At 71.4% G+C, this 25,423-nt stretch carries 22 protein-coding genes and 2 riboswitches; of the genes, 7 read left to right on the plus strand and 15 right to left on the minus strand.

Annotation, left to right across the window (positions count from 1 at the left end):
• Positions 1-15: 15 nt before the first annotated feature.
• The 8 genes from glgC to cbiE form a co-directional block, all read right to left on the minus strand.
• On the minus strand, positions 16-1,284 hold the full coding sequence (gene glgC / locus LGR54_RS12805) for a glucose-1-phosphate adenylyltransferase (protein WP_230362346.1): 1,269 nt from the start codon (positions 1,282-1,284) through the stop codon (positions 16-18).
• A gap of 7 nt (positions 1,285-1,291) precedes the next feature.
• Positions 1,292-3,547, minus strand: coding sequence for a 1,4-alpha-glucan branching protein GlgB (gene glgB / locus LGR54_RS12810; RefSeq protein WP_230362347.1), 2,256 nt, complete (start codon positions 3,545-3,547; stop codon positions 1,292-1,294).
• A 158-nt stretch (positions 3,548-3,705) separates the two neighbouring features.
• Complete coding sequence (locus LGR54_RS12815) at positions 3,706-6,207, minus strand: glycogen/starch/alpha-glucan phosphorylase (RefSeq protein ID WP_230362348.1); 2,502 nt, start codon at positions 6,205-6,207, stop codon at positions 3,706-3,708.
• Between the two features lie 130 nt (positions 6,208-6,337).
• Positions 6,338-6,715 carry a DUF423 domain-containing protein gene (locus tag LGR54_RS12820; RefSeq protein ID WP_230362349.1) on the minus strand — a complete coding sequence of 126 codons (378 nt, stop codon included), beginning with the start codon at positions 6,713-6,715 and terminating at the stop codon, positions 6,338-6,340.
• Positions 6,716-6,732: 17 nt separating this feature from the next.
• On the minus strand, positions 6,733-8,040 hold the full coding sequence (locus LGR54_RS12825; RefSeq protein ID WP_230362350.1) for a cobyrinate a,c-diamide synthase: 1,308 nt from the start codon (positions 8,038-8,040) through the stop codon (positions 6,733-6,735).
• Positions 8,040-8,798: a precorrin-4 C(11)-methyltransferase gene (cobM, locus tag LGR54_RS12830; protein WP_230362351.1), complete on the minus strand. Its 759-nt coding sequence runs from the start codon at positions 8,796-8,798 to the stop codon at positions 8,040-8,042. The genes LGR54_RS12825 and cobM overlap by 1 nt, the downstream gene beginning before the upstream one ends.
• Positions 8,795-9,244 carry a cobalamin biosynthesis protein gene (locus LGR54_RS12835; RefSeq protein WP_230362352.1) on the minus strand — a complete coding sequence of 150 codons (450 nt, stop codon included), beginning with the start codon at positions 9,242-9,244 and terminating at the stop codon, positions 8,795-8,797. Before LGR54_RS12835 ends, cobM begins: the two co-directional genes overlap by 4 nt.
• Positions 9,241-10,488, minus strand: a complete 1,248-nt coding sequence (gene cbiE, locus LGR54_RS12840; RefSeq protein WP_230362505.1) for a precorrin-6y C5,15-methyltransferase (decarboxylating) subunit CbiE — start codon at positions 10,486-10,488, stop codon at positions 9,241-9,243. The genes LGR54_RS12835 and cbiE overlap by 4 nt, the downstream gene beginning before the upstream one ends.
• Between cbiE and LGR54_RS12845 the strand changes: the two genes are divergently transcribed.
• Positions 10,466-11,323 carry a cobalt-precorrin-6A reductase gene (locus LGR54_RS12845; protein WP_230362353.1) on the plus strand — a complete coding sequence of 286 codons (858 nt, stop codon included), beginning with the start codon at positions 10,466-10,468 and terminating at the stop codon, positions 11,321-11,323. The two genes, cbiE and LGR54_RS12845, sit on opposite strands and share 23 nt — an antisense overlap.
• Here the strand turns inward: LGR54_RS12845 and LGR54_RS12850 are convergent.
• The 6 genes from LGR54_RS12850 to cobW all read right to left on the minus strand — a co-directional run bounded on the left by LGR54_RS12850 (position 11,287) and on the right by cobW (position 19,787).
• Entirely contained in the window at positions 11,287-12,051 is a 765-nt protein-coding gene (locus tag LGR54_RS12850; protein WP_230362354.1) for a precorrin-3B C(17)-methyltransferase, read from the minus strand. The genes LGR54_RS12845 and LGR54_RS12850 overlap by 37 nt on opposite strands.
• The gene (locus tag LGR54_RS12855) at positions 12,048-12,818 is read right to left on the minus strand and encodes a precorrin-2 C(20)-methyltransferase (protein ID WP_230362355.1); all 771 of its coding nucleotides are present in this window, start codon (positions 12,816-12,818) and stop codon (positions 12,048-12,050) included. Before LGR54_RS12855 ends, LGR54_RS12850 begins: the two co-directional genes overlap by 4 nt.
• Positions 12,815-13,453: a precorrin-8X methylmutase gene (locus tag LGR54_RS12860; protein ID WP_230362356.1), complete on the minus strand. Its 639-nt coding sequence runs from the start codon at positions 13,451-13,453 to the stop codon at positions 12,815-12,817. Before LGR54_RS12860 ends, LGR54_RS12855 begins: the two co-directional genes overlap by 4 nt.
• Complete coding sequence (gene cobG / locus LGR54_RS12865; protein WP_230362357.1) at positions 13,446-14,657, minus strand: precorrin-3B synthase; 1,212 nt, start codon at positions 14,655-14,657, stop codon at positions 13,446-13,448. Before cobG ends, LGR54_RS12860 begins: the two co-directional genes overlap by 8 nt.
• Positions 14,654-18,583: a cobaltochelatase subunit CobN gene (cobN, locus tag LGR54_RS12870; protein ID WP_230362358.1), complete on the minus strand. Its 3,930-nt coding sequence runs from the start codon at positions 18,581-18,583 to the stop codon at positions 14,654-14,656. The genes cobG and cobN overlap by 4 nt, the downstream gene beginning before the upstream one ends.
• A 148-nt stretch (positions 18,584-18,731) precedes the next feature.
• Entirely contained in the window at positions 18,732-19,787 is a 1,056-nt protein-coding gene (gene cobW, locus LGR54_RS12875; RefSeq protein ID WP_230362359.1) for a cobalamin biosynthesis protein CobW, read from the minus strand.
• 121 nt (positions 19,788-19,908) lie between these two features.
• Positions 19,909-20,127, minus strand: a riboswitch (cobalamin riboswitch).
• Positions 20,128-20,185: 58 nt separating this feature from the next.
• A riboswitch (cobalamin riboswitch) is annotated at positions 20,186-20,404 on the plus strand.
• 44 nt (positions 20,405-20,448) lie between these two features.
• Between cobW and LGR54_RS12880 the strand changes: the two genes are divergently transcribed.
• The 6 genes from LGR54_RS12880 (at position 20,449) to LGR54_RS12905 (ending at position 24,341) form a co-directional block, all read left to right on the plus strand.
• Positions 20,449-20,640, plus strand: coding sequence for a CbtB-domain containing protein (locus tag LGR54_RS12880; protein ID WP_230362360.1), 192 nt, complete (start codon positions 20,449-20,451; stop codon positions 20,638-20,640).
• 11 nt (positions 20,641-20,651) lie between these two features.
• A complete protein-coding gene (locus LGR54_RS12885; RefSeq protein WP_230362361.1) occupies positions 20,652-21,401 on the plus strand; it encodes a CbtA family protein in 750 nt (249 codons plus the stop codon).
• 6 nt (positions 21,402-21,407) lie between these two features.
• Complete coding sequence (cobU, locus tag LGR54_RS12890; RefSeq protein WP_230362362.1) at positions 21,408-21,911, plus strand: bifunctional adenosylcobinamide kinase/adenosylcobinamide-phosphate guanylyltransferase; 504 nt, start codon at positions 21,408-21,410, stop codon at positions 21,909-21,911.
• Positions 21,911-22,525 carry a cob(I)yrinic acid a,c-diamide adenosyltransferase gene (gene cobO, locus LGR54_RS12895; protein ID WP_230362363.1) on the plus strand — a complete coding sequence of 205 codons (615 nt, stop codon included), beginning with the start codon at positions 21,911-21,913 and terminating at the stop codon, positions 22,523-22,525. The genes cobU and cobO overlap by 1 nt, the downstream gene beginning before the upstream one ends.
• A 90-nt stretch (positions 22,526-22,615) precedes the next feature.
• The gene (locus LGR54_RS12900; protein ID WP_230362364.1) at positions 22,616-22,840 is read left to right on the plus strand and encodes an NINE protein; all 225 of its coding nucleotides are present in this window, start codon (positions 22,616-22,618) and stop codon (positions 22,838-22,840) included.
• Positions 22,841-22,862: 22 nt separating this feature from the next.
• Positions 22,863-24,341 (plus strand): cobyric acid synthase, encoded by a 1,479-nt coding sequence (locus LGR54_RS12905; protein ID WP_230362365.1) that lies wholly within the window; start codon positions 22,863-22,865, stop codon positions 24,339-24,341.
• Here the strand turns inward: LGR54_RS12905 and cbiB are convergent.
• A complete protein-coding gene (gene cbiB, locus LGR54_RS12910; protein ID WP_230362366.1) occupies positions 24,338-25,315 on the minus strand; it encodes an adenosylcobinamide-phosphate synthase CbiB in 978 nt (325 codons plus the stop codon). The two genes, LGR54_RS12905 and cbiB, sit on opposite strands and share 4 nt — an antisense overlap.
• Positions 25,316-25,423: the final 108 nt, after the last annotated feature.

Genomic DNA, 25,423 nt, shown 5'->3' on the forward strand with positions numbered 1-25,423 from the left:
CTCGCTCCGCGACGCCTAGATATCGAGACGGTCGATCATCGACTGGGTGATGAGGCAGATGCCCTTCTCGGTGCGGCGGAAGCGCTTGGCGTCGAGCTCGGGGTCCTCGCCGACCACCAGCCCCTCGGGAATGCGCACATGCGCGTCGATCACCACGTTGCGCAGCTGCGCCGAGCGGCCGATCTCGACATAAGGCAGCACCACGGCGTTCTCGAGCGTGCCGTAGGAGTTCACCCGCACCCCGGTGAACAAGAGCGCCCGCCGCAGCGACGAACCCGAGACGATGCAGCCGCCGGACACCAGCGAGGAGATCGCCTGCCCGCGCCGCCCCTCGTCATCATGCACGAATTTCGCCGGCGGGGTGATCTCGCTATAGGTCCAGATCGGCCAGTCGCGGTCGTAGAGGTCGAGCTCGGGCACGATCCCGGTGAGATCGACATTGGCCTCCCAATAGGCGTCGACCGTGCCGACGTCGCGCCAATAGGGCGCCGTCTCCATGTCCGAGCGCACGCAGGAGCGCGAGAAATGGTGGGCACAGGCTTTGCCGTGCTTCACCAGATAGGGGATGAGGTCCTTGCCGAAATCATGCGTCGACAGCGGGTCGGCGGCGTCGCGCTTCAGCTGCTCGATCAGGAACTTGGTCTCGAAGACATAGATGCCCATCGAGGCCAGCGCCTTGTCCGGGTGGCCGGGCATCGCCGGCGGCTTCTTCGGCTTTTCGAGGAAGGAGATGATCTGGTCCTCGGAATCGACATGCATCACGCCGAAGGCGCTGGCCTCCTCAAGCGGCACTTCGAGACAGCCCACCGTCACGTCGGCGCCCTTGTCGACATGCTCCTGCAGCATCACCTCGTAGTCCTGCTTGTACACGTGGTCGCCGGCCAGGATGATGATGTGGCGGGTGTCGTAGGCCTCGATGATGTCGAGGTTCTGATAGACCGCGTCCGCCGTCCCCAGATACCACATGGTCTCCGAGACCCGCTGGCTGGCCGGCAACACATCGAAGCTCTCATTGCGCTCGTGGCGGAAGAAGTTCCAGCCGCGCTGCATGTGGCGGATCAGGCTGTGCGCCTGATACTGGGTCGCCACGCCGATGCGGCGGATGCCGGAGTTCAGCGCATTGGACAGCGCGAAGTCGATGATGCGCGACTTGCCGCCGAAATAGACCGCCGGCTTGGCGCGCCGGTCGGTCAGTTCCATCAGCCGGCTGCCGCGCCCGCCGGCGAGCACATAGGCCATGGCCGTTCGGGCGAGAGGTGCGTTCTGGAGCGTCGGCCTGGCCATGTCGGGGTTACTCCTTGCGCGTCGTAATGGACTTCGGCGTTTCCTCGGCCATCGCGGGCGCGGCCCGCTCCGGTTCCCATTTCAGGTAGAGCGTGGCGAGCGGCGGCAGCACCAGTTCGGCGCTCGCCGGCATGCCGTGAGCGGGCATGTCGACGGCGATGACGCCGCCGAGATTGCCCACCCCCGAGCCGCCATAATCTGCACTGTCGGTATTGACGATTTCACTCCATCGCCCGGCCTTCGGCAGGCCGAGCCGGTAGAAAGGTCGCGGTACCGGGGTGAAATTGGCGATCATCGCCACCGGCGCGTCATCCGCGCCGCCGGTGCGCAGCCAGGCGAACACCGATTGGGCGGCGTCGTCGACCACCAGCCAGCGGAATCCGCTCGGGTCGTTGTCGCCGGTGTGCAGCGCCGGCTCGTCGCGATAGGTGCGGTTGAGGTCGCGCACCAGCAATTGCACGCCGCGATGATGCGGGCCCATACCGGTCAGGTGCCAGTCGAGCGAGCGCTCCTCGCTCCATTCGCCGCGCTGGGCGAATTCCTGGCCCATGAACAGCAGCTTCTTGCCGGGATAGGCCCACATGAAGGCGTAGTAGGCTCGCACATTGGCGAAGCGCTGCCAGTCGTCGCCGGGCATGCGCGACAGCACCGTGCCCTTGCCGTGCACCACCTCGTCATGGGACAGCGGCAGCACGAAATTCTCGGAGAAGGCGTACATCAGCCCGAAGGTGATCTTGTCGTGGTGCCACGGCCGATAGACCGGATCGAGCGCCAGATAGTCCAGCGTGTCGTGCATCCAGCCCATGTTCCACTTGAAGCCGAAGCCGAGCCCGCCGGCATGCACCGGCGCCGACACCCCGGCCCAGGAGGTGGACTCCTCGGCGATGGTCACCGTGCCGGGATGCTCCGCATAGAGCGTGACATTGGCGCGCTGCAGGAAGGCGACGGCGTCCTTGTTGTCGTTGGAGCCGTCCGGGTTGGGCGACCACTCGCCCTCCTTGCGCGAATAGTTGAGGTAGAGCATCGAAGCCACCGCATCGACGCGCAGCCCGTCGACATGGAAGCGGTCGAGCCAGAACAGCGCATTGGCGGTGAGGAAGTTCGACACCTCGCGGCGGCCGAAATCGTAGATCGCGGTGTTCCAGTCGGGATGGAAGCCGCGCTGCGGGTCGGCGTGCTCGTAGAGCGGCCCGCCATCGAAATGCGCGAGGCCGTGAATGTCGGTCGGGAAATGCGCCGGCACCCAGTCGAGGATCACCGAGATGCCGGCCCGGTGCGCACGGTCGACGAGGCGCGCGAAGCCGGCCGGGTCGCCGAAACGGCTGGTCGGGGCGTAGAGCCCGATCGGCTGGTAGCCCCAGGAGGCGTCGAGCGGATGCTCGGAGATCGGCAGGAGCTCGATATGGGTAAAGCCCATCCACTCGACATACTCGATCAGCTGGTCGGCCAGCTCGTCATAGGTCAGGAAGCGGTTGTCCGCGCCGCGCCGCCACGAGCCGAGATGCACCTCGTAGATCGACATCGGCTTGTGCCGCGCCGCGCCGTCGCGACGGGCGGCGAGATGCGCCTCATCGCCCCATTGGAAATCGTCGATCCGCGCCACCACCGAGCCGGTGGCCGGGCGGAACTCGCCGCGGAAGCCGAACGGGTCGGCCTTCAGCGGCAGCAGCCGGCCGTCGGCGGCGATGATCTCGTATTTGTAGATCGTGCCCTCGCCGATGCCGGGGGCGAAGATCTCCCACAGCCCGCTGTCGATGCGCTTGCGCATCTGGTGCCGCCGCCCGTCCCAGGCGTTGAAGTCGCCGACCACCGAGACGCGCTGCGCATTCGGCGCCCACACCGCGAAGGCGACGCCTTCCACGCCCTGGTGCTGGGACAGATGCGCGCCGAGCCGCTCATAGAGTTCGGTGTGGGTGCCCTCGACCATGAGGTGGTCGTCGAGCGGGCCGAGCACCGGCTCGAAGGCATAGGGATCGTCGAGCCACCATTCGCCGCCTCGATTGCGCGCCTTCAGCGTGTAGCGCGCCCAGGCCGGGCGGCCGGCGACCCATCCCTCGAAGAAGCCGGCGGCGTGCCGGCGCGCGAGGGAGAGCACATGCGTGCCATCGATGTCGTAGGCGTCGAGCGTCTCGGCACCCGGCACGAAGGCCCGGATGACCAGACCATCCTCGGTCTCGTGCGGTCCCAGCAGCCCGAACGGGTCGTGGTGCCGGCCGCCGACGAGTTGGTCGACGTCCCGGTCCGGGGCCTGCCAGGCATGCATGCGCGACGACCTTTCCTCATCGGAATCTTCTGCTTCAAGACCCGATCGACGCGAAGGTTCCCTTACCGTCGGCAAGAAGTCCACCACCAAGCTTCAGGAAGCCAGCGGAGGGGCACCACCCGAGGCATGAAGCCGCAGGTAACGCCCCACCGACGGTCTCACCGCGTCTGCAGCACCGGCACGTGCCAGATGTCGCGGGCATATTCCGAGATGGTCCGGTCGGAGGAGAACCAGCCCATATTGGCGGTGTTGATGGCGCTGGAGGTCCACCAGGCCGGCCGGTTGTTCCACTTGGTGTCGACCAGGCGCTGGGCATCCCAGTAGCTGTCGAAATCCGGCGTCACCAGGAAGTAGTCGTGATGGCGCATGGCGTCGACCAGCGACTTGTAGCGGTCCGGCTCGTCCGGCGAGAACACACCGGCGCCCACCGCGTCCAACACCTCGCCGAGATGCGGCGAGGCCGAGATCGCCCCCGCCTCGTCGATGCCGGCGGCGCGGCGCTTCTCCACCTGCTCGGCGGTGAGGCCGAAGATGAAGATGTTGTCGTCGCCGACATGCTCCTTGATCTCGACATTGGCGCCGTCGAGCGTGCCGATGGTGAGCGCGCCGTTGAGCGCCATCTTCATGTTGCCGGTGCCGGAGGCTTCCATGCCGGCGGTGGAGATCTGCTCGGAAAGGTCGGCGGCGGGGATGATCACCTCGGCCAGCGACACATTGTAGTTCGGCAGGAACACCACCTTGAGCAGGTCGCGCACGGTCGGGTCGTCGTTCACCACCCGGGCGACGTCGTTGGCGAGCTTGATGATCAGCTTCGCCATGTGATAGCTCGCCGCCGCCTTGCCGGAGAAGATCTTCACCCGCGGCGCCCAATTCTTCGCCGGGTTGGCGCGCATGGCGTCGTAGAGGGCGATGGTCTCCAGCACGTTGAGCAGTTGGCGCTTGTACTCGTGGATGCGCTTGATCTGCACGTCGAACAGCGCGCCGGGATTGACCTTGATGTCCAGCCGGTCGCGGATCACCCGCGCCAGCGCCACCTTGTTCTGCCGCCGGATCGCCGCCAGCCGGTCGTGCAGCGAACTGTCGGCGGCGTGCGCCTCCAGCTTCTTCAGCGCCGACAGATCGTCCAGCACTTCCGGCCCGCACACCTCGACGAGGAGGTTGGTGAGGCCGGGATTGGCCTCATTCAGCCAGCGGCGGAAGGTGATGCCGTTGGTCTTGTTGTTCATCCGCTCCGGGTAGATGCGGTAGAAATCCTTGAAGACCGTGGTCTTCATCAGCTCCGAGTGCAGCGCGGCGACGCCGTTGATCGAGTGCGAGCCGAGGAAGGCGAGGTTGCCCATGCGCACCCGCCGGCCGTGATCCTCCTGGATCAGCGACACCGAGGACAGCAGCGCATCGTCGCCGGGGAACAGCTTGCGCACGTTCTCGATGTGCAGCGCGTTGATCAGGTAGATGATCTGCATGTGGCGCGGCAGCACCCGCTCCATCAGCGGCACCGGCCAGGTTTCCAGCGCCTCGGGCAGCAGCGTGTGGTTGGTGTAGGAGATGGTGCGCTGGGTGATGTCCCAGGCCTGCGCCCACTCGATGTCGTGCTCGTCGACCAGCACGCGCATCAGCTCCGCCACCGCGATGGCGGGATGGGTATCGTTGAGCTGGATCGACACCTTGTCGGGCAGCGAGCGCACGTCGCCGAAGGTGTCGACATGCCGGCGCATCAGGTCGTGCAGCGAGGCGGCGGTGAAGAAATATTCCTGCCGCAGGCGCAGTTCCTGGCCCGCCGGGGTGGCGTCGCTGGGATAGAGCACCTTGGAGATCGCCTCGGCCTTCACCTGATCGACCAGCGCGCCGACATGGTCGCCCTGGTTGAAGGCGTCGAGCCGCAGCGGATCGGTCGCCCGCGCCGACCACAGCCGCAGCGTGTTCACATGCCGGCCGCGCCAGCCGACGATCGGCGTATCATAGGCCACCGCCTCGACCTGCTCGGCCGGGTGCCAGACCTGCTTCTTGCGGTCGCCGCCCGTCGCCACCGCCTCGACCGAGCCGCCGAAGCCGACATCGTAGGTGACTTCCGGCCGCTCGAACTCCCAGGGATTGCCGAAGGACAGCCAGTCCTCGGGATATTCCTGCTGCCAGCCATTCTTGATCACCTGCCGGAACAGGCCGTGATCGTAGCGGATGCCGTAGCCATAGGCGGCGATGGAAAGCGTCGCCATGCTGTCCATGAAGCAGGCCGCCAGGCGGCCCAAGCCGCCATTGCCGAGCGCCGCGTCCGGCTCCACCTGCCGCAGCCGGTCGAGGTCGACGCCGAGATCGCCGAGCGCCGCGCGCACCGTCTCCAGCATTTCGAGATTGGTCAGCGCGTCGAACAGCAGCCGCCCGATCAGAAACTCCAGCGACAGGTAGTAGACCCGCTTGCGGCCTTCCGAATAGGTCTGCCGCGTCGAGGTCACCCAGCGGTCGACGATGCGGTCGCGGGTGGCGAAGGCGGTGGCGAGAAACCAGTCACGGTCGCTGGCCGCCGCCGGATTCTTGCCCACCGCATAGGTGAGCTTGGCGATGACCGCGGTGCGGAACTTGGCGACCTCGTCGCCAGCGGCGCCCGGTGCGCGCGGGGTCGTCTCCGGCTTGTCCAGCATCTTGCTCTCGACCTCGACTGTCATCTGCGACTAGCGCTCCTCATGGCGATCGACCGCCCCGGCCGGGCCGCTTTCGAAGCCGGCACAGGCCACAGGCTGCCATGCAACCTTTTGGCCAACTGCTTCGGCCCCTCGGCGGCTCCCCGGCAGTTCCTCATGCGTGCGACCGCGCCCTCTCGAAGGCCGCCAGACCGAGCGCGACCCAGCCGATCATCAGCATAGTCCCGCCGGTCGGGGCGGCCATAGGAAAAAGCACGGTATCCAGAAGCACCCGGCTGGCGATCGCGCCGCTGAACAGCGCAGTGCCGAGCGCGAGCAGTCCGGCGCCGAGATCGGCGAAGGACCAGCGCCGGCCCGTGGCCGCCCCCAGCGCCACGCAGCCCAGCAGCGACGCCGCGCCGATCATCAGGAAGCTGGCGGCGGTGGCGAGGCTGGCGTCGGGCACGGCATGCGCCGCCGCCGCCGCGAGGCCGACGCCCGCCACGCCGAACAAGCCGGCGAGAAGCACGATGAGGCGGCGATAGGGTGTCATCACTCTGCTCCTGCACGCTAATCTTGCGCGATCACATGGAAGAAAGCCCCGGAGACGAGGCCGCGCCGACTTCCCGCCGGCCCCAGCGGCTTACCCTGTCCGTCCGCCAATGTGACGAGCGGCGCATCGTCGCCGGGCTTTGTGACGCTGGCATAATGGAACTCGTGGCCGCGCAGGCTTGTCCCCACCGGGCCGAGCGGCCCCGCCGCCAGCGTGGTCGCCCGGCGGTAGCCGAGATTGAGCCGGCGCCGGGCAAAGCTGGTTTCATGGCCGAGCAGGCCGAGCATCGCATGGACGGCGCCATCGGCATCCTCCAGCGCCTCGCCGAGCACCATGTAGCCGCCGCACTCGCCATGCACCGGCCGCGTGCGCGCGAAATGCCGCACGCCGTCGAGGAAGCGCGAGCCGGCGGCGAGCCGCCCGGCATGCAGTTCGGGATAGCCGCCCGGCAGCCAGCACACGTCGCAATCCTGCCCCGGTGCCTCGTCGGCGAGCGGCGAGAACGGCACGATCTCCGCGCCCGCCGCGCGCCAGCCGGCGACGAGATGTGCATAGGCGAAGCCGAAGGCGACGTCCTGGGCGAGCGCGATGCGCTGCCCCGGCGGGACGATCGCCGGCCGCGAGGACGGCGCGAGGTCGAGCGGCGCCGCCAGCGCCACCAGTGCGTCGAGGTCGACATGCGCCTGCGCCATCTCCGCCAGCCGGTCGAGATGCGCGGCCAGCCCGGCATGCTCGGCGGCTTGCACCAGCCCGAGATGGCGTTCGGGCAGCCCGAGCGCCGCGTCGCGCGGCACCGCGCCGATCACCGGCAGGCCGAGGCCGGCCATCGCCTCCTCCACCTGCGCGCGATGGCGCGGGCTCGCCACCTTGTTGAGCAGCGCGGCGGCGATCCGCACGGCGGGATCGTGCGTCGCGAAGCCCCGCGCCACCGCCGCGGCGGATTGCGACTGGCCGGACACATCCATCACCAGCACCACCGGGATGCCGAAGCGCGCCGCGAGATCGGCCGCCGCGCCGCTCCGGCCCGCCTCGCCCGAAATGCCGTCGAACAGCCCCATCGAGGCCTCGATGATCACCAGCTCCGCCTCGCGCCCGGCCTCGGCGAGCAAGCCGGCCACCAGTTGCGGCGCCATGGCGAAGCTGTCGAGGTTCAGCCCCGGCTGGCCGCTGGCCACCGCATGGAAGGCGGGATCGATATAGTCCGGCCCCGACTTCACCGCTCGCACCGTGACGCCGCGCCGCGCCAGCGCCGCGACGACGCCGAGCGTCACCGTGGTCTTGCCGGAGCCCGAGCGCGGCGCCGCGAGGATGAGCGCGCGCGCCACTAGTCGCGCCCCCGGAAACGACGCTGGTAATGCGCGTCATAAAGCGCGCTCTCGCGGAACTCCTCGGCGCCGAGCGCCCACCCGACGAGGATCAGCGCCGCCCGCTCCGCCGGCGCCTCGCCATGCCGCGCGACGATGTCGCCCAGCGTGCCGCGGATCACCCGCTCGCCCGGCCGGCTCGCCTCCACCACCACCGCCACCGGGCAATCCGCCCCATGGGTCGGCAGCAGCCGCGCGACGATCGGCTCCAGGGCGTGGATGGCGAGATGCAGCACCAATGTCGCGCCGGTGGCGGCGAAGGCTTCCAGCGTCTCGGTGTCCGGCATCGCCGAGGCCCGGCCCGATATCCGCGTCAGCACCACGCTCTGCGCCACTCCCGGCACGGTCAGCTCGCGCCCCAGCAGCGCGCTCGCCGCCGCGAAGGCCGGCACGCCGGGGGTGAGCGTATAGGCGATGCCGAGCCGGTCGAGCCGGCGCAGTTGCTCGGCCACCGCCGAATAGATCGAGAGGTCGCCGGATTGCAGCCGCGCGACATCCTCGCCGGCGGCGCTCGCCCGCACGAACTCCGCTTCGATCTCGTCGAGCGACAGCGGCGCGGTGTCGACCCGCCGCGCGCCGGGCGGGCACCAATCGAGCATCTCCGCCGGCACCAGCGAACCCGCATAGAGGCACACCGGGCAGCGGCCGATCAGCTCGCGCCCGCGCAGGGTGATGAGGTCGGCCGCGCCCGGTCCCGCCCCGATGAAATGCACCGTCACGTCGTCTCGCCCGTCTCTTGGCCAATCCCTTGGCCGGCCGCCTGGTCCGTGCCGTGGTCCGCTTCCTTGTCGCGCTCCCGCGCCAGCGCGCAGGTCACCGGTCCCAGCACGAAGCGCGGCCCGAGCAGCGTCGAGCCGCGCCCGGCCGCCGCCAGCGCCGCCGCTTCCGCCACCGAGGGCACGCCCATCAGCGCCACCACCCGTTCCGAATGGGTGACGGCGCGCGCGCCCGCCGCCTCCATCTGGGTCTGCGGCACCATGACCAGCAGCAGGCCGAGATCGAGCGCGCCCTTCATGATGCCGGGCTCGGAGCCCTTCAGCGCCGGCGTCGCCATCAGCGAGATCTCGCCGAGCTTCACGCCATGGCGCGCCAGCGCGCCGCGCACGGCGTCGCACACTTCCTGCGCGCTCACGCCCCGCCGGCTGCCGACCCCCGCAACGATCATGGCTTTCTCCATGACCATTGCGTCACCGGCATTGCCGGCCGCCAGCCGGTCATGCCGGCGACCGGGGCGGCCTGCGCCACCGAAAGTCGCGTCAGCTCGCCGCCCAGCACAGCGTGCCGCGCCAGCAGCACCGCCTCGGTCTCCAGCGTCACCGCGTTGACGACGATCCGCCCGCCCGCCTTCAGCGCCTCCAGCGCCGTATCGAGCACACCGCTGTCGCTCGCCCCGCCGCCGACGAAGACGGCGTCCGGCGCCGGCAGGCCTTCCAGCGCCTCCGGCGCCCGTCCCTCGACGACACGCAGCCCGGGCACGCCGAGCGCCAGCGCGTTGCGCTTCACCCGCGCCGCCCGCTCGCCGCGTTCCTCGATGGCGATGGCCGACAAGGACGGATCGGCCAGCATCCATTCGATGCCGATCGACCCCGCCCCGGCGCCGATGTCCCACAGAAGCTCGCCCCGGCGCGGCGCCAGCGCCGCCAGCGTCGCCGCGCGGATGGTGCGCTTGGTCAGTTGCCCGTCATTCTCGTACCAGTCGTCCGGCAGGCCGGGCGTGAGCGGGATCGCCCGCGCATTCTCGCCCGCAACCACCTCGATGCCGACGAGGTTGAGCGGGTGGATGTCGCCCAGCGCGAAGCCTTCCGCCGTCGCCCGCCGCACCCGCTCGCGCGCGCCGCCCAGCGCCTCCAGCACATGCATAAGCGAGGGGCCGAACCCGGCCGCCACCAGCAGCGCCGCCAGCGCCGCCGGCCCGTCGGCATCGGAGGTCAGCACCAACAGCCGCCCGTCATGCAGATGCCGCCTTGTCCCCTCCACCGCCCGTCCATGCGCGGAGAGCAGCGTCGTGTCGTTGAGCGCCCAGCCAAGCCGCGCCGCCGCCAGGCTGAAGGCAGAGGGCGCCGGCACCACTTCCATTTCGTCGGCCGGCACGTGACGCGCCAGCACGGTGCCGACGCCGTAGAGGAACGGGTCGCCCGAGGCGAGCACGCAGACATCGCCGCCGGCAAGCGCCAGCACCTGCTTCACCCCGTCCTCGAACGGGCTCGGCCACGCCCGTGCCGCCCCATGGATCGCCTCACCGGCGAGGGCGAGATGCCGCGCGCCGCCGAACACTACGTCGGCCCCTTCGATCAGTTCACGCCCGCGCGCGGACAGCCCGTCGAGGCCGTCCTCGCCGATGCCGACGATGGACAACCACCGCCGCGCCGGCGCATTGTCCCGCGCCATGTCCCGCATCACGTCACGCATCACGGCTTCAGCTTCCGGCATCACCGCTCCTCATCACGCGTCCCGCCCGCTGCGCGTCCTGGTGCTCGGCGGCACCAGCGAAGCCCGCGCGCTCGTCGAGGCGCTGGCGAGCCGGGCCGATCTCGCGCCCAGCGTGTCGCTTGCCGGCCGCACGCGCAACCCGCTCCCCTATCCCGCGCCGACCCGCATCGGTGGCTTCGGCGGCGCGCAGGGGCTGGCTGATCATCTGCGGGCCGAGGGCATCGACCTCATGGTCGACGCCACCCACCCCTTCGCCGCCATCATGTCGATGAATGCCGTGGAGGCGGCACGGCTCGCCGACGTGCCGCTGCTGGCGCTGGCCCGCCCGGCCTGGACGCCGAAGCCCGGCGACGACTGGCAGGAAGAGCCGAGCCTGCCCGCCGCCCTCGCCGGCCTCGGCGCCGCGCCGCGCCGGGTGTTCGCCGCGCTCGGCCGCAACGAGGTGCGCGCGCTGGAGGCCGCGCCGCAGCACCATTACCTGATCCGCAGCGTCGATCCGGTGGAGCCGCCGCTCGCCGTGCCGGATGCCGGCTATATCCTCGACCGCGGCCCGTTCATCCTTGAGGCCGAGATCAATCTTTTCAAATCGCACGGCATCGAAGTGGTCCTCGCCAAGAACAGCGGGGGAACGGCCAGCGCCGCCAAGCTCGCCGCCGCCCGCGCGCTCGGCCTGAAGGTGGTGCTCGTCGCCCGCCCGCCGCGGCCGGACGTCGAGCCCGCCGCCAGCCTCAGTGAGGCCCTCGCCTGGATCGATGCTCGGCTTATTGACGCCCGGCTTCATGCCCGCTCCGCATCGGCGCGGCGCGGCGTGTAGACGAGGTCGGGCAATCCGTCCCGCGCGACGATCCTCGTCGCCGTCGTACCGACGAGGATGCAGGTCGCCATATCCGCCATGTCGCCCCGCGCGCCGGCAAGCGGCACGGTGACGATCTTCTCGTCCGCCCGCCCCGCCGCGCGGCCGAAGATCACCGGCACCGCGCCCGGCAGTTCCTCGCGCAGGAGGTCGAACGCCCGGTCGAGCTGCCAGGGCCGCGCCTTCGACACCGGGTTGTAGAACGCCATCGCGAATCCCGCCTGCGCCGCCAGCCGCAGCCGCCGCTCGACGGTCTCCCACGGCTTCAGATTGTCGGAGAGCGAGATGGCGCAGAAATCGTGCCCCAGCGGCGCGCCTGCCTTGGCCGCCACCATCAGCATGGCGGTGATGCCCGGCACCACCGCGACCTCCAGCCCCCGCCATTCCGCCGGCCCGGCCTCGATCGCCTCGATCACCGCCGCCGCCATGGCGAACACGCCGGGATCCCCACCCGACACCATCGCGACCTTCGCCCCCGTCGCGGCATGGGCGAGCGCGGAGCCGGCCCGCGCGATCTCCTCGCGATTGTCGGAGGCGTGGCGGCTCTGGCCGGCCCGCGCCGGCACCCGGTCGAGATAGGGGCCGTAGCCATAGACCGCCTCGGCGGCCTCGAGCTCCGCCGCCGCCTCCGGCGTGAGATAACGCGCCTCGCCGGGGCCGAGGCCGATCACCGCGATCCGCCCGCTCATTCGCCCGATCCCGCGCCCGCCGCTTCTGCCCGCGAGCGCCAGCCGGGCACCAGCACGATGGCGAAATACGGCGCCGGTTCCTCGCCGCGCGCGGCGAGCGGCATGGTGCCGCCGCCCGCCATGGTGCCGCGCTCGACATAGAGCGCCTGGCCCAGCCGTCCGGCGGTGGACAGCGCGCGGCGGATCTTCGGCAGGTTGCGCCCCACCTTCATGATCACCGCTGCGTCGGCCTCGGCGAGCCGGCGCGCCAGCTCCGCCTCGTCCAGCGTGCCGGGCAGCACGCTCAGCACGTCGTCGCCCTGAGCGATCGGTGTGCCCGCCTGCGCCCAGCAGCCGGACATGCCGGTGACGCCGGGGATGACCTCGGTGGGATAGCGCGCCGCGAGCCGCACATGCAGGTGCATGTAGGAGCCGTAGAACAGCGGGTCGCCCTCGGAGAGCACCGCCACCTTGCGCCCGGCGTCGAGATGCTCGGCCACGCGCCGCGCGCTGGCGTCGTAGAATTCGGTGATCTGCGCCCGGTAGCCGTCGTCGTGGCGGTGCAGCTCGGTGGTCACGGGATAGTCGAGCGGCAGTTCCACCGCCCCGGCGCGGAAATGCGGATGCGCGATGGCCCGCGCATGGCTGCCATTGCCGCGCTTGGCGAAATAGGCGACCACATCGGCTTCGCCGAGCGCCCGCACCGCCTTCAGCGTCATCAGTTCCGGGTCGCCCGGCCCGACGCCGACCCCGATCAGACAGCCGGTGGAAGTGGCGGGAGCGCTCATATCCCCGCCCTCGCCAGCGCATTCACCGCCGCGGCCGCCATGGCGCTGCCGCCCAGCCGCCCGCGCACCACCAGCCACGGCACGCCATGGTCGCCGGCCGCCAGCGCGTCCTTGGATTCCGCCGCGCCGACGAAGCCGACGGGAATGCCGAGGATCGCCGCCGGCTTCGGCGCCCCGGCGTCGAGCATTTCCAGGAGCTGGAACAGCGCGGTCGGCGCATTGCCGATGGCGACCACCGCGCCCTCCATCCGGTCGCGCCACAGTTCCAGCGCCGCCGCCGAGCGGGTGGTGCCGAGGCTTGAAGCCAGCGCCGGCACCTCGGGATCGCGCAGCGTGCAGATCACCTCGTTATTGGCCGGCAGCCGCGCCCGCGTCACTCCATGCGCCACCATCTGCGCGTCGCACAGGATCGGCGCGCCGGCGGCGAGCGCGGCCCGCGCCGCCCGCACCAGATCGGGCGCGAAGTCGATGGCGAGCGCCGCCTCGACGAGGCCGCAGGCATGGATCATCCGCACCGCCACCTCCGCCTCCTCCGGCGTGAAGCGGCCGAGCTCGGCCTCGTCGCGGATGATGGCGAAGGAACGCTCATAGATGGCGTTGCCGTCGCGAATATAGTCGTGGGCAGCTTCAGCCACGTGCGCTCTCCAGAATTCGGCACGCGGCGCCCGCCAGTTCGTCGAAGGGGACGATCCGGGTCGGCACGTCGCGCGGCGTGCCTTCGATCACGATCCCGGCCCCTTCGTCCAGCCCCACGATGGTGAGACCGGCCCGGCCGGGGCGCGCGCAGCCCTTCACGCAGCCCGAAACATGCACCGAGCGCCCCTTCGCCAGCCCGGCGAGCTGGCGCGCCAGTGCTCGCGTGGCGAATCGCGCCGAGCCGCAGGCCGGCGCGCCGGGGCAGGCCTCGACCCGCCGCAGCGGATCGCCGGGCTCGACGATCAGCCCCGCCGCCCCCGCCCATTGCGCCAGCCTCTCCGCCGCGGCCGCCGCGAGCGGCCCGATCAGCAGCGCCCGCCCGCCGACCGGCTCGATGAAGGAGGCGCCCAGCTCCGCCGCCTTGCCGGCCAGCGCCGCCAGTCCCTCGGCCTCGATCTGGCCGAAGGGCAGCGCCAGCCCGAGCGCCCATCCCTCGTCGAGCGCGTGCCGCCCCACCGGCTCGGCCGGCACCGGCGCGCGCGCCTCCACCGGCTCCAGTCCTTCGCTCAGCGCCGCCACGCCCTCATGGGCGATCAGGTCGCGCATCCGCGCCCGAGGACCGAAGGCGGCCAGCCGCTCCAGCAGTGCCAGCACCGCAGGCGCCGGCGCGCAGCTCCGCCCCAGCGCCACGCCGGCGGCCTCGATGCGGAATTCCCCAGCCTCCGGCGACACCGCGATGTCGAGATCGCGCCCGCCGAGCCCCAGCACGCCACCGCCATCGATGCCGACGCTCACCTTCGGCGCCAGCCGCGCCGCCAGCCCGGCGACATCGGCCGCCTGCGCCAGCGCCGCCGCCAGCGGGCGCGGATCGAAAGCGGCGGCGGGGTCGCGTCCGGCCAGCGCGCTCACCTCGATGCCCAGCCCCTCGCGCACCGCGATACCGAGCGCTCCCACTCCGTCGGCCAGACGCGCCGCCCCCGCCGCATCGAACCCGCGCAACTGTATTTTCCCGCGTGCGGTCACCTCGATGATGCCATTGCCGCAGTCCCGCGCCAGCGCCGCCAGCCCGATGGCCTGCGCCGGCGCCAGCGGTGCGGCGAGCGCGAGCCGCGCCAGCAGCCCGTCGCCGGTCGCCATCGGCGCCGGCAGGCTCGGGCAGGCGCCCCGGCGCAAGCCGTCCTCTATCGCGGCGGCACCACTCATTCCGCCGCCTCCCCGCCCCTTCCGGGCACGCGCAACCCGTCGAGGCCGGCATCGACATCATTGCGCCTCGGGTGCCACAGCCCACGCCGACGCGCGCCGTCCAGCCGCTCGGCGACGAAGCGCGCGCCCTCCGGCGACTGCGCCGCAAGGAAATCCCGCACCCGCTCGTCGGCGACATAGGCGACGTGGATCAGCTCAATCAGATGCGAGGGCACCGCCGGCGTCACCTCGGCGAAGCCGACCAGCCGGTCGACGGTCTCGACGATCTCCGCCGCGCCGCGCGGCCCGTGGCGCAGGAGCCCCTCGATATAGGCCGGCGCCACCCGCCGCCGCACGATCCGCGCCAGCGCCTGGTCGAGCGGCCGCGCCGTCGGCCGCGCCGGGTCGTTGGTGTCGAGCACCACGAGGTCCGGCACCCGCCCGAGCGAGGCCGCCGCCGCCGCGAAGCCACCGAGAAAGGCGAGGTCGGCATCGCCCTCCAGCAGGTCGCGCCCCGGATCGTCCTGCCCGTGCACGATGAGATCCGCCGCCGCCACCCGCGCCGCGAAGGCCGCCGCCGCCGGCCGCGCCGTGCCCTCGGCGCCGCCATAGGCGTGCGAGGCGCTGGCGAGATAGGCGGCGCCCACCGCATCGGTCTCCCGCTCACCGGTCAGCATGTCGAGCCCGGCGCCATAGGCCCCCGGCGCGGTGCCGAAAATGCGCGGCGCCCCCTCGCCCGCCGCCGCCAGCGGATTCTCCTCGGCCGGCTCGTCCCGCCGCGCCACCGCCTTCAGCGCCGCGTCCAGAAGGGCGATCTGCGCCGGGAACAGGTCGCGGAACAGGCCGGAAATGCGGAAGGTCACGTCGATGCGCGGCCGCCCCATCGCCGCCGGCGGCAGCACCTCGATGCCGGTCACGCGCCCGGTCGCCGGGTCCCATACTGGCCGGGCGCCGATCAGCGCGAGGCCCTGCGCGATCTCCTCGCCGCCGGTGCGCAGCGTGGCACTGCCCCACAAATCGAGCACCAGCGCGCGCGGCCAGTCGCCATGCGCCTGCATGTAGGCACGCACCACCTCGTCGGCGGCGAGCCGGCCGAGATCCATCGCGGTCGGCGTCGGCAGGCCGCGCGGATCGGCGGTGGAGAGGTTGCGCCCGGTGGGCAGCACATCGGAACGCCCCCGCGCCGGCGCGCCCGCCGGCCCGGCCTTCACCCGCCGCCCGTCGAGCGCCACCAGCAGCCCGTCGCGCTCGGCCTCCCCGCACGGCCCGCGCCCATAGACATGGAAGCCGTCCTTGAGCCGCAACTCCTTGAGGTCACACAGCCAGGCGTCGATGCGTCGGAGCGCCTCGCCATCATCCGCGCCGTCGATGCGCGCGTCCTTCGCCAGCCCGGTGCGCCCGGCCTCCTCGACGATCAGCCGCGCCAGCTTCTCGCGCCGGCGCCGGTCGAGCCCCTCGGCCTGCGCATATTCGTCGACCAGCCGCTCGAGGTCGCGGGCGTCGCCGTCGAGCTCGGCATCCTTCAGCGGCGGCGGCAGATGGCCGAGCGTTACCGCCGCGATGCGCCGCTTGGCCTGCGCCGCCTCGCCGGGATTGGAGACGATGAACGGGTAGACCACCGGCAGCGCGCCGACGACGAGGCTGGGGAAACAGGACGGCGTCAGCGCCACCTGCTTGCCCGGCAGCCATTCCAGCGTGCCATGCGCGCCCATATGTACGACGGCATCCACCTCGCGCCGCAGCCACAGCCCGAAGGCGACGAGCGCGTGGCGCGGCGGCAAGGCGGGGTCGTGATACTGCGCCCGCCGCTCAGTCGCCGAGCCGCGATCCGGTGCCAGCGCGACGAGGACATGGCCGCAGCGGATCGCCCGGAAGCGGAACGCCCCGTCAACGCAAGCCGGATCGTCCTCCGGCACGCCCCATGCGGCTTCGACGGCGGCGAGGGCTTCGGGCGGAAGGCCCGCGATGAGGCGGCGATAAGCGCTGAGAGACAGCGAGAGATCGTCGGCGGTGCCGAAATGGCGCCCGCCGGCCGCGGGCGTCGCAATCGCTCCGCCGTCCGGATGGCCGTCTTCGCGGCAGAAGCTTGGAGAGCCTTCTTCCAGAGCCTGAAAGGCCTCCTCGCCTGCGGCGATATGGCGACGCATTTCCAACGCGGAAAAGCCCTCTCCCTGCGAGGAAGAGGGTTGGGTAGGGGTGGAAGGCGATCGGGAGGCCATCGCCCCCCTCACGGCATCTCGTCTCTCCACCGGACTGGCTGCAACCGCAGCCGCCGCACCAAGCCCCTCGGCACGAGCGGCATCGCCCAGCGCCGCCACCAGCGCCCGCTCATCCTCGGGCACGTCCGCCACTTGGTAGCCGGCGGCCTTCATGTCCGCGAGCAAAGCCAGCACGCTGGCCGGCACGTCGAGCCCCACCGCCCAGCCGGTGCGTCCGGCGGCTCCCGCATAGTCCGGCAGGATCACCGCCACCCGGCGCGCGGCAGGCGCGAGGCGCCGCAGCCGCACCAGCGCCGCCACCCGGTCGGCCACCGCCGCCACCAGTTCCGGCTCCGGCCGGTTGACGAGATGCGTGGCACCCGCCTCCGCCATGTCCTTGAACGACACCGCCCCCACCAGCACCCGCCCGTCGAGCTCCGGCAGCACCACATGCATGGCGAGGTCGGCGCTGGCCAGCCCCCGCGCACCCTCGCGCCACGCCGCCCGCCGCGTGGTCGCCACCACCGCTTGCAGCACCGGCGCATCGGTGAGGTCGAGCAGCCCTTCCTCGCCCGGCTCGGCGGCGGCGAAGGCGGTCAGCGTCACCAGCGCCGCCGGCCGCAGCCCCGGCAATTCGCGACGCAGGAAGCCGGCGGCGTGCGGATCCTTGAGGCTGGCGACGAAGATCGGTCGCGGATCGAGCCCCCGTCCGGCCAGCGCCGCGCACAACGCATCCACCGGCGCGGTGTCGCCGGCCATCAGCAGCGAGCGGTAGAACAGGACGGGAATGGTGGGCGTCGCATCGTCCAGCGCGTGATCGGTATCACGGGACGGCGTATCCCCCGCAATGAGTGGGGTGCCTCGCGAATTGGCAGCGAACGGCTCGTCGCCGGATCGGGGGTTCACTTCCTCCGGCGAGGGCGGCACCACCCGAACCGGGCCACTCTCATCGCGGAACCGTGCTCTCCTCTCACCCCATCCCTCTCCACCAACATCGGATGCATCCGATGTTGGTCCCGACGAGTGCAGAACCTGACTACAGCCGGAATCTGTGCGGGGAGAGAGAGCAGGTCGCGCCGAGGGGGAAGCCCTCTCCCCGCGGGGGAGATGGTCGGGTGAAGGGGAACGCCGCTGGGAGGACAATCCGCCAGCGCCGGCCCAGTCATAGAACCCCGCCAGCGGGAGTGGTCGCGGCGGCGGCACCTCGGCCGCGCGCCCGGCATGGCGCCCCAGCAGGGCCAGCAGCGCCCGCATATTGTCCGGCCCGCCGGCGCGGAAATAGCCGAGCAGCGCCGCGAGTTCGTCCGCCGGCAGCGTCGAGGCCTCGGCGAGGCGCGGATCGTCGCGGTCTTCGCCCGGCAGCACGGCGAGCGCGAAGCCATGCGCCCGCGCTGCCGCCGCCAGCCGCTCGACGCCGTAGCGCCACCAGTCGAGCCCGCCGAGCAGCCGCACCACCACGATCCGGGCCTGCGGCGCCAGCCGGTCGACCCAGAGATCGACCGACATCGGGTGCTTCAGCTCGCGCAGATTGGCGAGGGCGAGAGTGGGCGGTGCAAGGTTCGGCTGCGGAAGCGACGACGGCGTTCCGCCCGGCACGCCCTCCCCGCCGCTATCCCCGAATGCCCGCGCCAGCGCCGCGAGGTCGCTGTCGGCGAAGGACGCCACCACGATGTCAGTCCGCGCCTGCGCGAGATCGACCGGCTCGGCGAGGTCGTCGAGCGAGCTGGAGCTGGTGGCGAGGATGTGCATGGCGCCGCTACCGAGCCGCGCCGGTGCGCATCCGCACCCCCGCGCTCACGACGACACCGCCCCCCCGCGCGCGCTCCCGGGACGCGCCGGTCCCGTCCGGGATCGCCGCCTGCATCGGATCAGCCGCGCGCCGCGCCATCGCCCCGCCTCAGGCCGCCACCGGCGCGCCGGCGAGGATGGCCTCCACCTTCGCCCGGTCGAGCCCCTTCAGCCCGATGGCGACCAGCCGGCCGCCGCGCTCGCCGGCGCCCCAGGGCCGGTCGAAATGGTGGTCGACGCGCGGCCCCACCGCCTGCACCAAAAGCCGCATCGGCTTGCCCGCCACCGCGAGGAAGCCCTTCACCCGCAGCACCTCCGCCTCCTCGGCGGCCCGCGCCACCCGCGCGGCGAACTCGGTAGGGTCGGCAATCTCCGGCACCTCGACGACGAAGCTGTCGAAATCGTCGTGGTCGTGCTCGGCCTCGTTGTCGTGATGGGTGCGGCGGTTCGCGATGTCGTCCTCGGTGCCCACGCCGAGGCCGAGCAGCACCGCCGGGTCGAGCCGGCCCTGCGTCACGTTCACCACCCGCACGCCCTTGGGTAGCTCGGCATCGAGCGCCGCGCGGGCCGTCGCCATCCCCGCGTCGTCGATCAGGTCGGCCTTGGTCAGCACCACCAGGTCGGCGCAGGCGATCTGGTCGTCGAACACCTCCTCGATCGGGTCGTCATGGTCGAGCGAGGCGTCGGCCGCCCGCTGCTCGGCCAGCGCATCATGGTCATGGGCGACGCGGCCGGACGCCAGCGCCTCGCCGTCCACCACCGCGACGACGCCGTCCACCGTCACCCGGCTCTTGATCGCCGGCCAGTGGAAGGCCTGCACCAGCGGCTTGGGCAGCGCAAGGCCGGAGGTCTCGATCAGGATGTGGTCGACCTTCGGCACGCGGGAGAGGATGGCGTCGAGCGCCGGCACGAAATCGTCGGCCACCGTGCAGCAGATGCAGCCATTGGCCAGCTCGACGACGTTCTCCTCCGGGCAGGTCTCGATGCCGCAGCCCTTCAGGATGTCGCCGTCAATGCCGACATCGCCGAACTCGTTGACGATCACCGCGAGGCGCTTGCCCTTGGCGTTCTCCAGCACGTGGCGGATCAGCGTGGTCTTTCCCGCGCCAAGGAAGCCGGTGACGATGGTGCAGGGAACACGGGCGAGCGAAGTGGAAGCAGTCATGAAGGCGTCTCCGGCGGCGTTGCATGTGTGAGGGCACGCCGGCCGCGGGAGGCTTCCCGCGCACGCCGCCGGCGCCTCGACGGGCCCGCGACGTCACCTGCCTGCCGGGCACCCCGCCGGCACGCACGACCGGACCGCCGGCAGGTCTCCTGGCTCGCGGGTCGCCGCCCTTGCCGCCTTCCCGGATCGCTCCAGTGGCTCTTCGGCTCGGGCTCGCCGCTCACAGTTGCGGGGGCAGCCGCGGAATTGCCGGCCAAGGGACTAAGCCCTGGGCCCGCGCACCGCATTCCCTCTTCGTCCCTCCCGGTGAAGGGAGGAAACCGTCGGTCGCGGCCACTAAAGGAGCGCGGCGGGGGAATGTCAACGCGGGGGCATTGCGGCGCACCCGCCCGGCGTTATAGTTGAAGCCAGTCGACGGTTCCCGTGATGGGCACGGGACGCAAGACGGGAACGCGGTGGGACCAGACTTCCTCGGAAGCTTGGTCGATTCCGTGGCTGCCCCCGCAACTGTAAGCGGCGAGCCTACCTCTACTGGCCACTGGCGTTCGCGCCGGGAAGGCGGAGGGACGGGCGACGACCCGCGAGCCAGGAGACCGGCCGTCGACATCACTCCGGCCATCGCGGTGGCCGGCCCTCGGGTGGAGGGCAGAAGGAGACGACCATGAATAGCCTGAACGCGCATCCGCATTCCGCCGCCGCCGCGACCGAGACCCCGGCCTCGCGCGCGCTCGCCATCACCTTCGCCGCGCTGCTCGGCGTGTTCGTGATCGGCGGGGTGGGCTTCTCCCACATCGCCGCCGCGCACAATGCGGCGCACGACGTACGCCACGTCAACGCCTTCCCCTGCCACTGACGGGGGTTTCCATGTCCCTGTTCCGGACGATCCTGCTCGTCGCGCTGGTGGCGGGCATCGCTACCGGCGTGGCTTCCGCCGCCGTGCATCTGTTCACCACCGTGCCGCTGATCCTCAAGGCCGAGACCTTCGAGGGCGGGGAAGCCGCCCCGGCGGCCGAGGCTCAGGCCGACGCGCACGTGCACGCCTCGACCGAGGCGCACAGCCATGCCGCCGGTGCCGCCGACGACCATCACCACGATCCCGAGGCGTGGTCCCCCGCCGACGGCTTCGAGCGCAACGCCTTCACCGTCGTCGCCAGCATCCTCACCGCCTTCGGTTTCGGCCTTCTCCTGGTCGCCGCCACCGAGCTGAAGGGCGGCCTGTCGGGCTGGCGCGAGGGCGTGCTGTGGGGCCTCGCCGGCTTCGCGGTGTTCACCCTCGCCCCCGGCCTCGGCCTGCCGCCGGAGTTGCCCGCCATGCCGGCGGCGGACCTGATGGCGCGCCAGCTGTGGTGGATCGGCACCGCGCTCGCCACCGCCGTCGGCCTCGCCTTGCTGGTCTATGGCCGCTCGCCGCTGCTGGCGGCGCTCGGCGTGCTGGTCATCCTGGCGCCGCATCTCATAGGCGCGCCGCAGCCCGACAGCCATGACAGCCCGATCCCGGAAGCGCTGCACCATAGCTTCGTCGTCGCCTCGGTGGCGGTGAGCTTCCTGTTCTGGGTGCTGCTCGGCGGCCTGTCCGGCTGGCTGCGTCCGCGCCTCGGCGCGGCGGCGGCCTGAACCGCCATGCCGTTCACCCTCGTCCTCGGCGGCGCGCGCTCCGGCAAGAGCCGCCACGCCGAGGCGCTGGTCGAGCGCTTCCCTGCGCCGTGGTACTACCTCGCCACGGCGCAGGCCTATGATGCCGAGATGGAAGAGCGCATCGCCCAGCATCGCGACCGACGCGGCGAGGGCTGGATCGGTGTCGAGGCGCCGCACGACCTCGCCGGCGCGCTCGGCGCCCTGCCCTCCGGCGCCCCGGTGCTCATCGACTGCCTGACCCTCTGGCTGTCCAACCGCATGCTGGCCGACGCCGATCCCGGCCTCGATTCGGCGATCCTCGAGGCCGAGCTGCTCGCCCATGACGGCCCGGTGGTGGCGGTGTCCAACGAGGTCGGGCTCGGCATCGTGCCGGACAACGCGCTGGCCCGCCGCTTCCGCGATGCCCAGGGTCGGCTCAACCAGCGCCTCGCCGAGGTCGCCGACGAGGTGATCCTGGTGGTCGCCGGCATTCCGTTGAAGGTGAAATGATGCCCGACATCTCCGCCGAGGAGGCGACGCGCCATCGCGAGAAGATGGCGAAGCGCAAGGCGGTGCAGGACGCCGAGGTGGCCGGCAAGACCGTCGAGAAGGGCCTGCTGATCGTCCATACGGGCGCCGGCAAGGGCAAGTCGACCGCCGCTTTCGGCCTCGCTTTGCGCATTCTCGGCCATGGTGGCCGGGTGGGCGTGGTGCAGTTCATCAAGGGCGCCTGGCACTCGGCCGAGCGCGACGCGCTCTCGGTCTTCGGCGACCGGGTCGAGTGGCACTCCATGGGCGAGGGCTTCACCTGGGAGACGCAGGACAAGGCCCGCGACATCGCCGCCTGCGCCCGCGCCTTCGAGAAGGCGCAAGAGCTGATGGAAGACCCGTCCATCGGCCTCGTCATCCTCGACGAGCTCAACATCGCCTTGCGCTACGACTACCTGCCGCTCGACGAGGTGATCGCAGTGCTCACGCAGCGCCGCCCGGATCTGCACGTCGTCGTCACCGGCCGCAACGCCAAGCCGGAGCTGGTCGAGGCCGCCGACCTCGTCACCGAGATGACGCTGGCGAAGCACCACTTCAAGGCGGGCGTGAAGGCGCAGAAGGGCATCGAGTTCTGATGCCGCCCCCTCGAAATCCCGCAGCGTCATCCCTATCTGCAGGGGGACGCCGGATGTCGCGGCGTGGTCATCAGATGGAGTTGCGCGTCCATGCGCTCGACGCCCGTTGCCTATCTCTTCTGGCTGTTCGGCCTCATCGGGGTCTGCGGCATTCACCGCTTCTATGCCGGCCGCTACTGGACCGGCGCGCTGTGGCTGCTGACGCTCGGCCTGCTCGGCATCGGCCAGATCGTCGACCTCTTCCTCATCCCTGGCATGGTGCGCGAGGCCAATCTGGAGCGCCGCGTCGACTATCTGGAAGCACGCCGCTCATAACGGTCTGCTCTAAGGTTCGGCGATGACCGCCGCCACGCGCGAAGGCCGTGCCCTGATGTTCCAGGGTACCGGCTCGGATGTCGGCAAGTCGCTGATCGTCGCCGGCCTCGCCCGCGCCTTCGCCCGGCAGGGTCTGCGGGTGCGTCCCTTCAAGCCGCAGAACATGTCGAACAATGCCGCCGTCACGCAGGACGGCGGCGAGATCGGCCGCGCGCAGGCGCTGCAGGCCCGCGCCGCCTTCGTGCCGCCCAGCGTGCACATGAACCCGGTGCTGCTGAAGCCGCAGAGCGAGACGGGATCGCAGATCGTCGTGCAGGGCAAGGCATGGCGGAGCGCCCGCGCCAGCGACTACCAGCGCCTCAAGCCCGAGCTGATGGCGCCAGTGCTGGAGAGCTTCGAGAAGCTCCGCGCGGAGGCCGACCTCATGCTGGTGGAAGGCGCCGGCTCGGCCTCGGAGATCAACCTGCGCGCCGCCGACATCGCCAACATGGGCTTCGCCCGCGCCGCCAATGTGCCGGTGATCCTGATCGGCGACATCGACCGCGGCGGTGTCATCGCCAGCCTGGTCGGCACCCGCGCGGTGATCGACCCGGCCGACGCGGCAATGATCAAGGGCTTCCTGGTCAACCGCTTCCGCGGCGACCCGGCGCTGTTCGCGAGCGGCATGGACGAGATCGCCCGCCGCACCGCGTGGGAAAATCTCGGCCTGATCCCGTTCTTTAAGAATGCCCACCGCCTGCCCGCCGAGGACGCGCTCGCCCTCGATGCCGTCCCGCAGGCCAAACCCGGCGCCCGCCTGCGCATCGCCGTGCCGCTCCTGCCGCGCATCTCCAATTTCGACGACCTCGACCCCTTGGAGGCCGAGCCGGCGGTCGAGCTGATCCGCCTGCGCCCCAGCCAGCCGCTGCCGGGCGACATCGACCTCGTCATCCTGCCCGGCTCGAAATCCACCATTGCCGATCTCGCCGAGCTGCGCGCCGCTGGCTGGGACATCGACATCGCCGCCCATGCGCGGCGCGGCGGCCGGGTGCTCGGCCTATGCGGCGGCTACCAGATGCTCGGCCGCTCCATCGACGATCCCATCGGTATCGAGGGCCCCGCCGGCAAGGTTCCCGGCCTCGGCCTGCTCGATGTCGACACCGTGCTGACGGCGGAAAAGCGCCTCGTGCCGATCACCGGCGTGAGCGCCGACGGCATCGCCTTCCATGGCTACGAGATGCATATGGGCGTGACGGAAGGCCCCGACCGCGCCCGCCCCTTTGCCCGCATCGACGGCGAGGGCGTCGAGGGTGCCGTCTCCGCCGATGGCCGCGTCGTCGGTACCTACGCGCATGGCCTGTTCGCCGACGACGCCCAGCGCTCGGCCTGGCTCACCCGCCTCGGCGCCCCGCCGAGCGCACTCGACTACGAGGCCGGCGTCGACGCCGCGCTCGACGAGCTGGCCGACCACCTCGCCCGCCATGTGAAGCTGGAGCGGCTCTTGGAGATCGCGCGGGGCTAGAACGCCCAGAACGCCGCCGCCCCGGCGCCGGCCAGCGCGATCAACAGCCCGTCGGTGATGCGGTACAGCGCCAGCGCCCGCCTGATATCCGCCGCGGTGCACTCCCGCCGCCCGCCGGTGCCCATATAGCCATCCGTCACCAGCTGGCCGTGATAGACGCGCGGCCCGGCGAGGGCGAGCCCCAATGCCCCCGCGAGCGCCGCCTCCGGCCAGCCGGCATTCGGCGATTTGTGGAACCGCGCGTCGCGCCGCACCGCCCGCCACGCGTCCCGCGCGGAGGCGCCCGGCATCAGGAAGGCCGCCGCGATCATCAGCCCGCCTGCCAGCCGCGAGGCCGGTAGGTTGATCAGGTCGTCGAAGCGCGCCGCCGCCCGGCCGAAATCGAGGAAGCGCGGCGTGCGGTGGCCGATCATGCTATCGGCGGTGTTGGCCGCCTTGTACAGGCAGATGCCCGGCAGCCCGCCGATCGCCATCCATAGCGCCGGCGCCACGATGCCGTCGGAGAAATTCTCCGCGAGGCTCTCGATCGCCGCCCGCGACACCCCGGCCTCGTCGAGCGCCTCCGGGTCGCGGCCGACGATCATCGACACCGCCGCCCGCCCCTCGGCGAGCCCCGCATCGAGCCCCTCCGCCACCCGTGCGACGTGCTCATAAAGGCTGCGCTGCGCCAGCAGCGCCGAGCCGAGCACCGCCACCGCGAGGAAGCCGAAGGGGATCGCCAGCAGCACCTTCTGCGCCATGAGCCCGGCCCCGACGCACACGGTCAGCAGCACCAGCAGCGCGACGAGGCCGGCGAACTGGCGCAGGCGTGGCGGGACACCCTCGCGGTTGAGATGGCGGTCGAGAAAGGCGATCAGCCGCCCCGCCCACATTACCGGATGGCCGATGCGCGCCACGAGCAATGCCGGATAGCCGAAAGCGGCCTCGAACAGCAGCGCGACAAGGGTTAAACCGAGGGTGAGCTCCGGCGCCATCCGCACTGATTCTCTCAAAACCGGCAGGAGGCCGCACCATGTCCATCGCCGCCACGGCCGTCCAGCGTTTGTCAGCCGTCCATAGCCAATCCGCCGGGCGTCGCGCGG

Origin of the sequence: Ancylobacter sp. Lp-2 (genome assembly GCF_020523795.1) — a bacterium.
Taxonomy (GTDB): Bacteria; Pseudomonadota; Alphaproteobacteria; order Rhizobiales; family Xanthobacteraceae; genus Ancylobacter.

Bases quoted from the DNA above. Each gene is read 5' to 3' on its own strand.
- glgC (WP_230362346.1), bottom strand. From the start codon at position 1,284: ATGGCCAGGCCGACGCTCCAGAACGCACCTCTCGCCCGAACGGCCATG.
- glgB (WP_230362347.1), bottom strand. From the start codon at position 3,547: ATGCATGCCTGGCAGGCCCCGGACCGGGACGTCGACCAACTCGTCGGC.
- LGR54_RS12815 (WP_230362348.1), bottom strand. From the start codon at position 6,207: ATGACAGTCGAGGTCGAGAGCAAGATGCTGGACAAGCCGGAGACGACC.
- LGR54_RS12820 (WP_230362349.1), bottom strand. From the start codon at position 6,715: ATGACACCCTATCGCCGCCTCATCGTGCTTCTCGCCGGCTTGTTCGGC.
- LGR54_RS12835 (WP_230362352.1), bottom strand. From the start codon at position 9,244: ATGATCGTTGCGGGGGTCGGCAGCCGGCGGGGCGTGAGCGCGCAGGAA.
- LGR54_RS12845 (WP_230362353.1), top strand. From the start codon at position 10,466: ATGTCCCGCATCACGTCACGCATCACGGCTTCAGCTTCCGGCATCACC.
- cbiE (WP_230362505.1), bottom strand. From the start codon at position 10,488: ATGCGTGACGTGATGCGGGACATGGCGCGGGACAATGCGCCGGCGCGG.
- LGR54_RS12850 (WP_230362354.1), bottom strand. From the start codon at position 12,051: ATGAGCGGGCGGATCGCGGTGATCGGCCTCGGCCCCGGCGAGGCGCGT.
- LGR54_RS12855 (WP_230362355.1), bottom strand. From the start codon at position 12,818: ATGAGCGCTCCCGCCACTTCCACCGGCTGTCTGATCGGGGTCGGCGTC.
- cobG (WP_230362357.1), bottom strand. From the start codon at position 14,657: ATGAGTGGTGCCGCCGCGATAGAGGACGGCTTGCGCCGGGGCGCCTGC.
- cobN (WP_230362358.1), bottom strand. From the start codon at position 18,583: ATGCACATCCTCGCCACCAGCTCCAGCTCGCTCGACGACCTCGCCGAG.
- cobW (WP_230362359.1), bottom strand. From the start codon at position 19,787: ATGACTGCTTCCACTTCGCTCGCCCGTGTTCCCTGCACCATCGTCACC.
- LGR54_RS12880 (WP_230362360.1), top strand. From the start codon at position 20,449: ATGAATAGCCTGAACGCGCATCCGCATTCCGCCGCCGCCGCGACCGAG.
- LGR54_RS12885 (WP_230362361.1), top strand. From the start codon at position 20,652: ATGTCCCTGTTCCGGACGATCCTGCTCGTCGCGCTGGTGGCGGGCATC.
- cobU (WP_230362362.1), top strand. From the start codon at position 21,408: ATGCCGTTCACCCTCGTCCTCGGCGGCGCGCGCTCCGGCAAGAGCCGC.
- cobO (WP_230362363.1), top strand. From the start codon at position 21,911: ATGCCCGACATCTCCGCCGAGGAGGCGACGCGCCATCGCGAGAAGATG.
- LGR54_RS12900 (WP_230362364.1), top strand. From the start codon at position 22,616: ATGCGCTCGACGCCCGTTGCCTATCTCTTCTGGCTGTTCGGCCTCATC.
- LGR54_RS12905 (WP_230362365.1), top strand. From the start codon at position 22,863: ATGACCGCCGCCACGCGCGAAGGCCGTGCCCTGATGTTCCAGGGTACC.
- cbiB (WP_230362366.1), bottom strand. From the start codon at position 25,315: ATGGCGCCGGAGCTCACCCTCGGTTTAACCCTTGTCGCGCTGCTGTTC.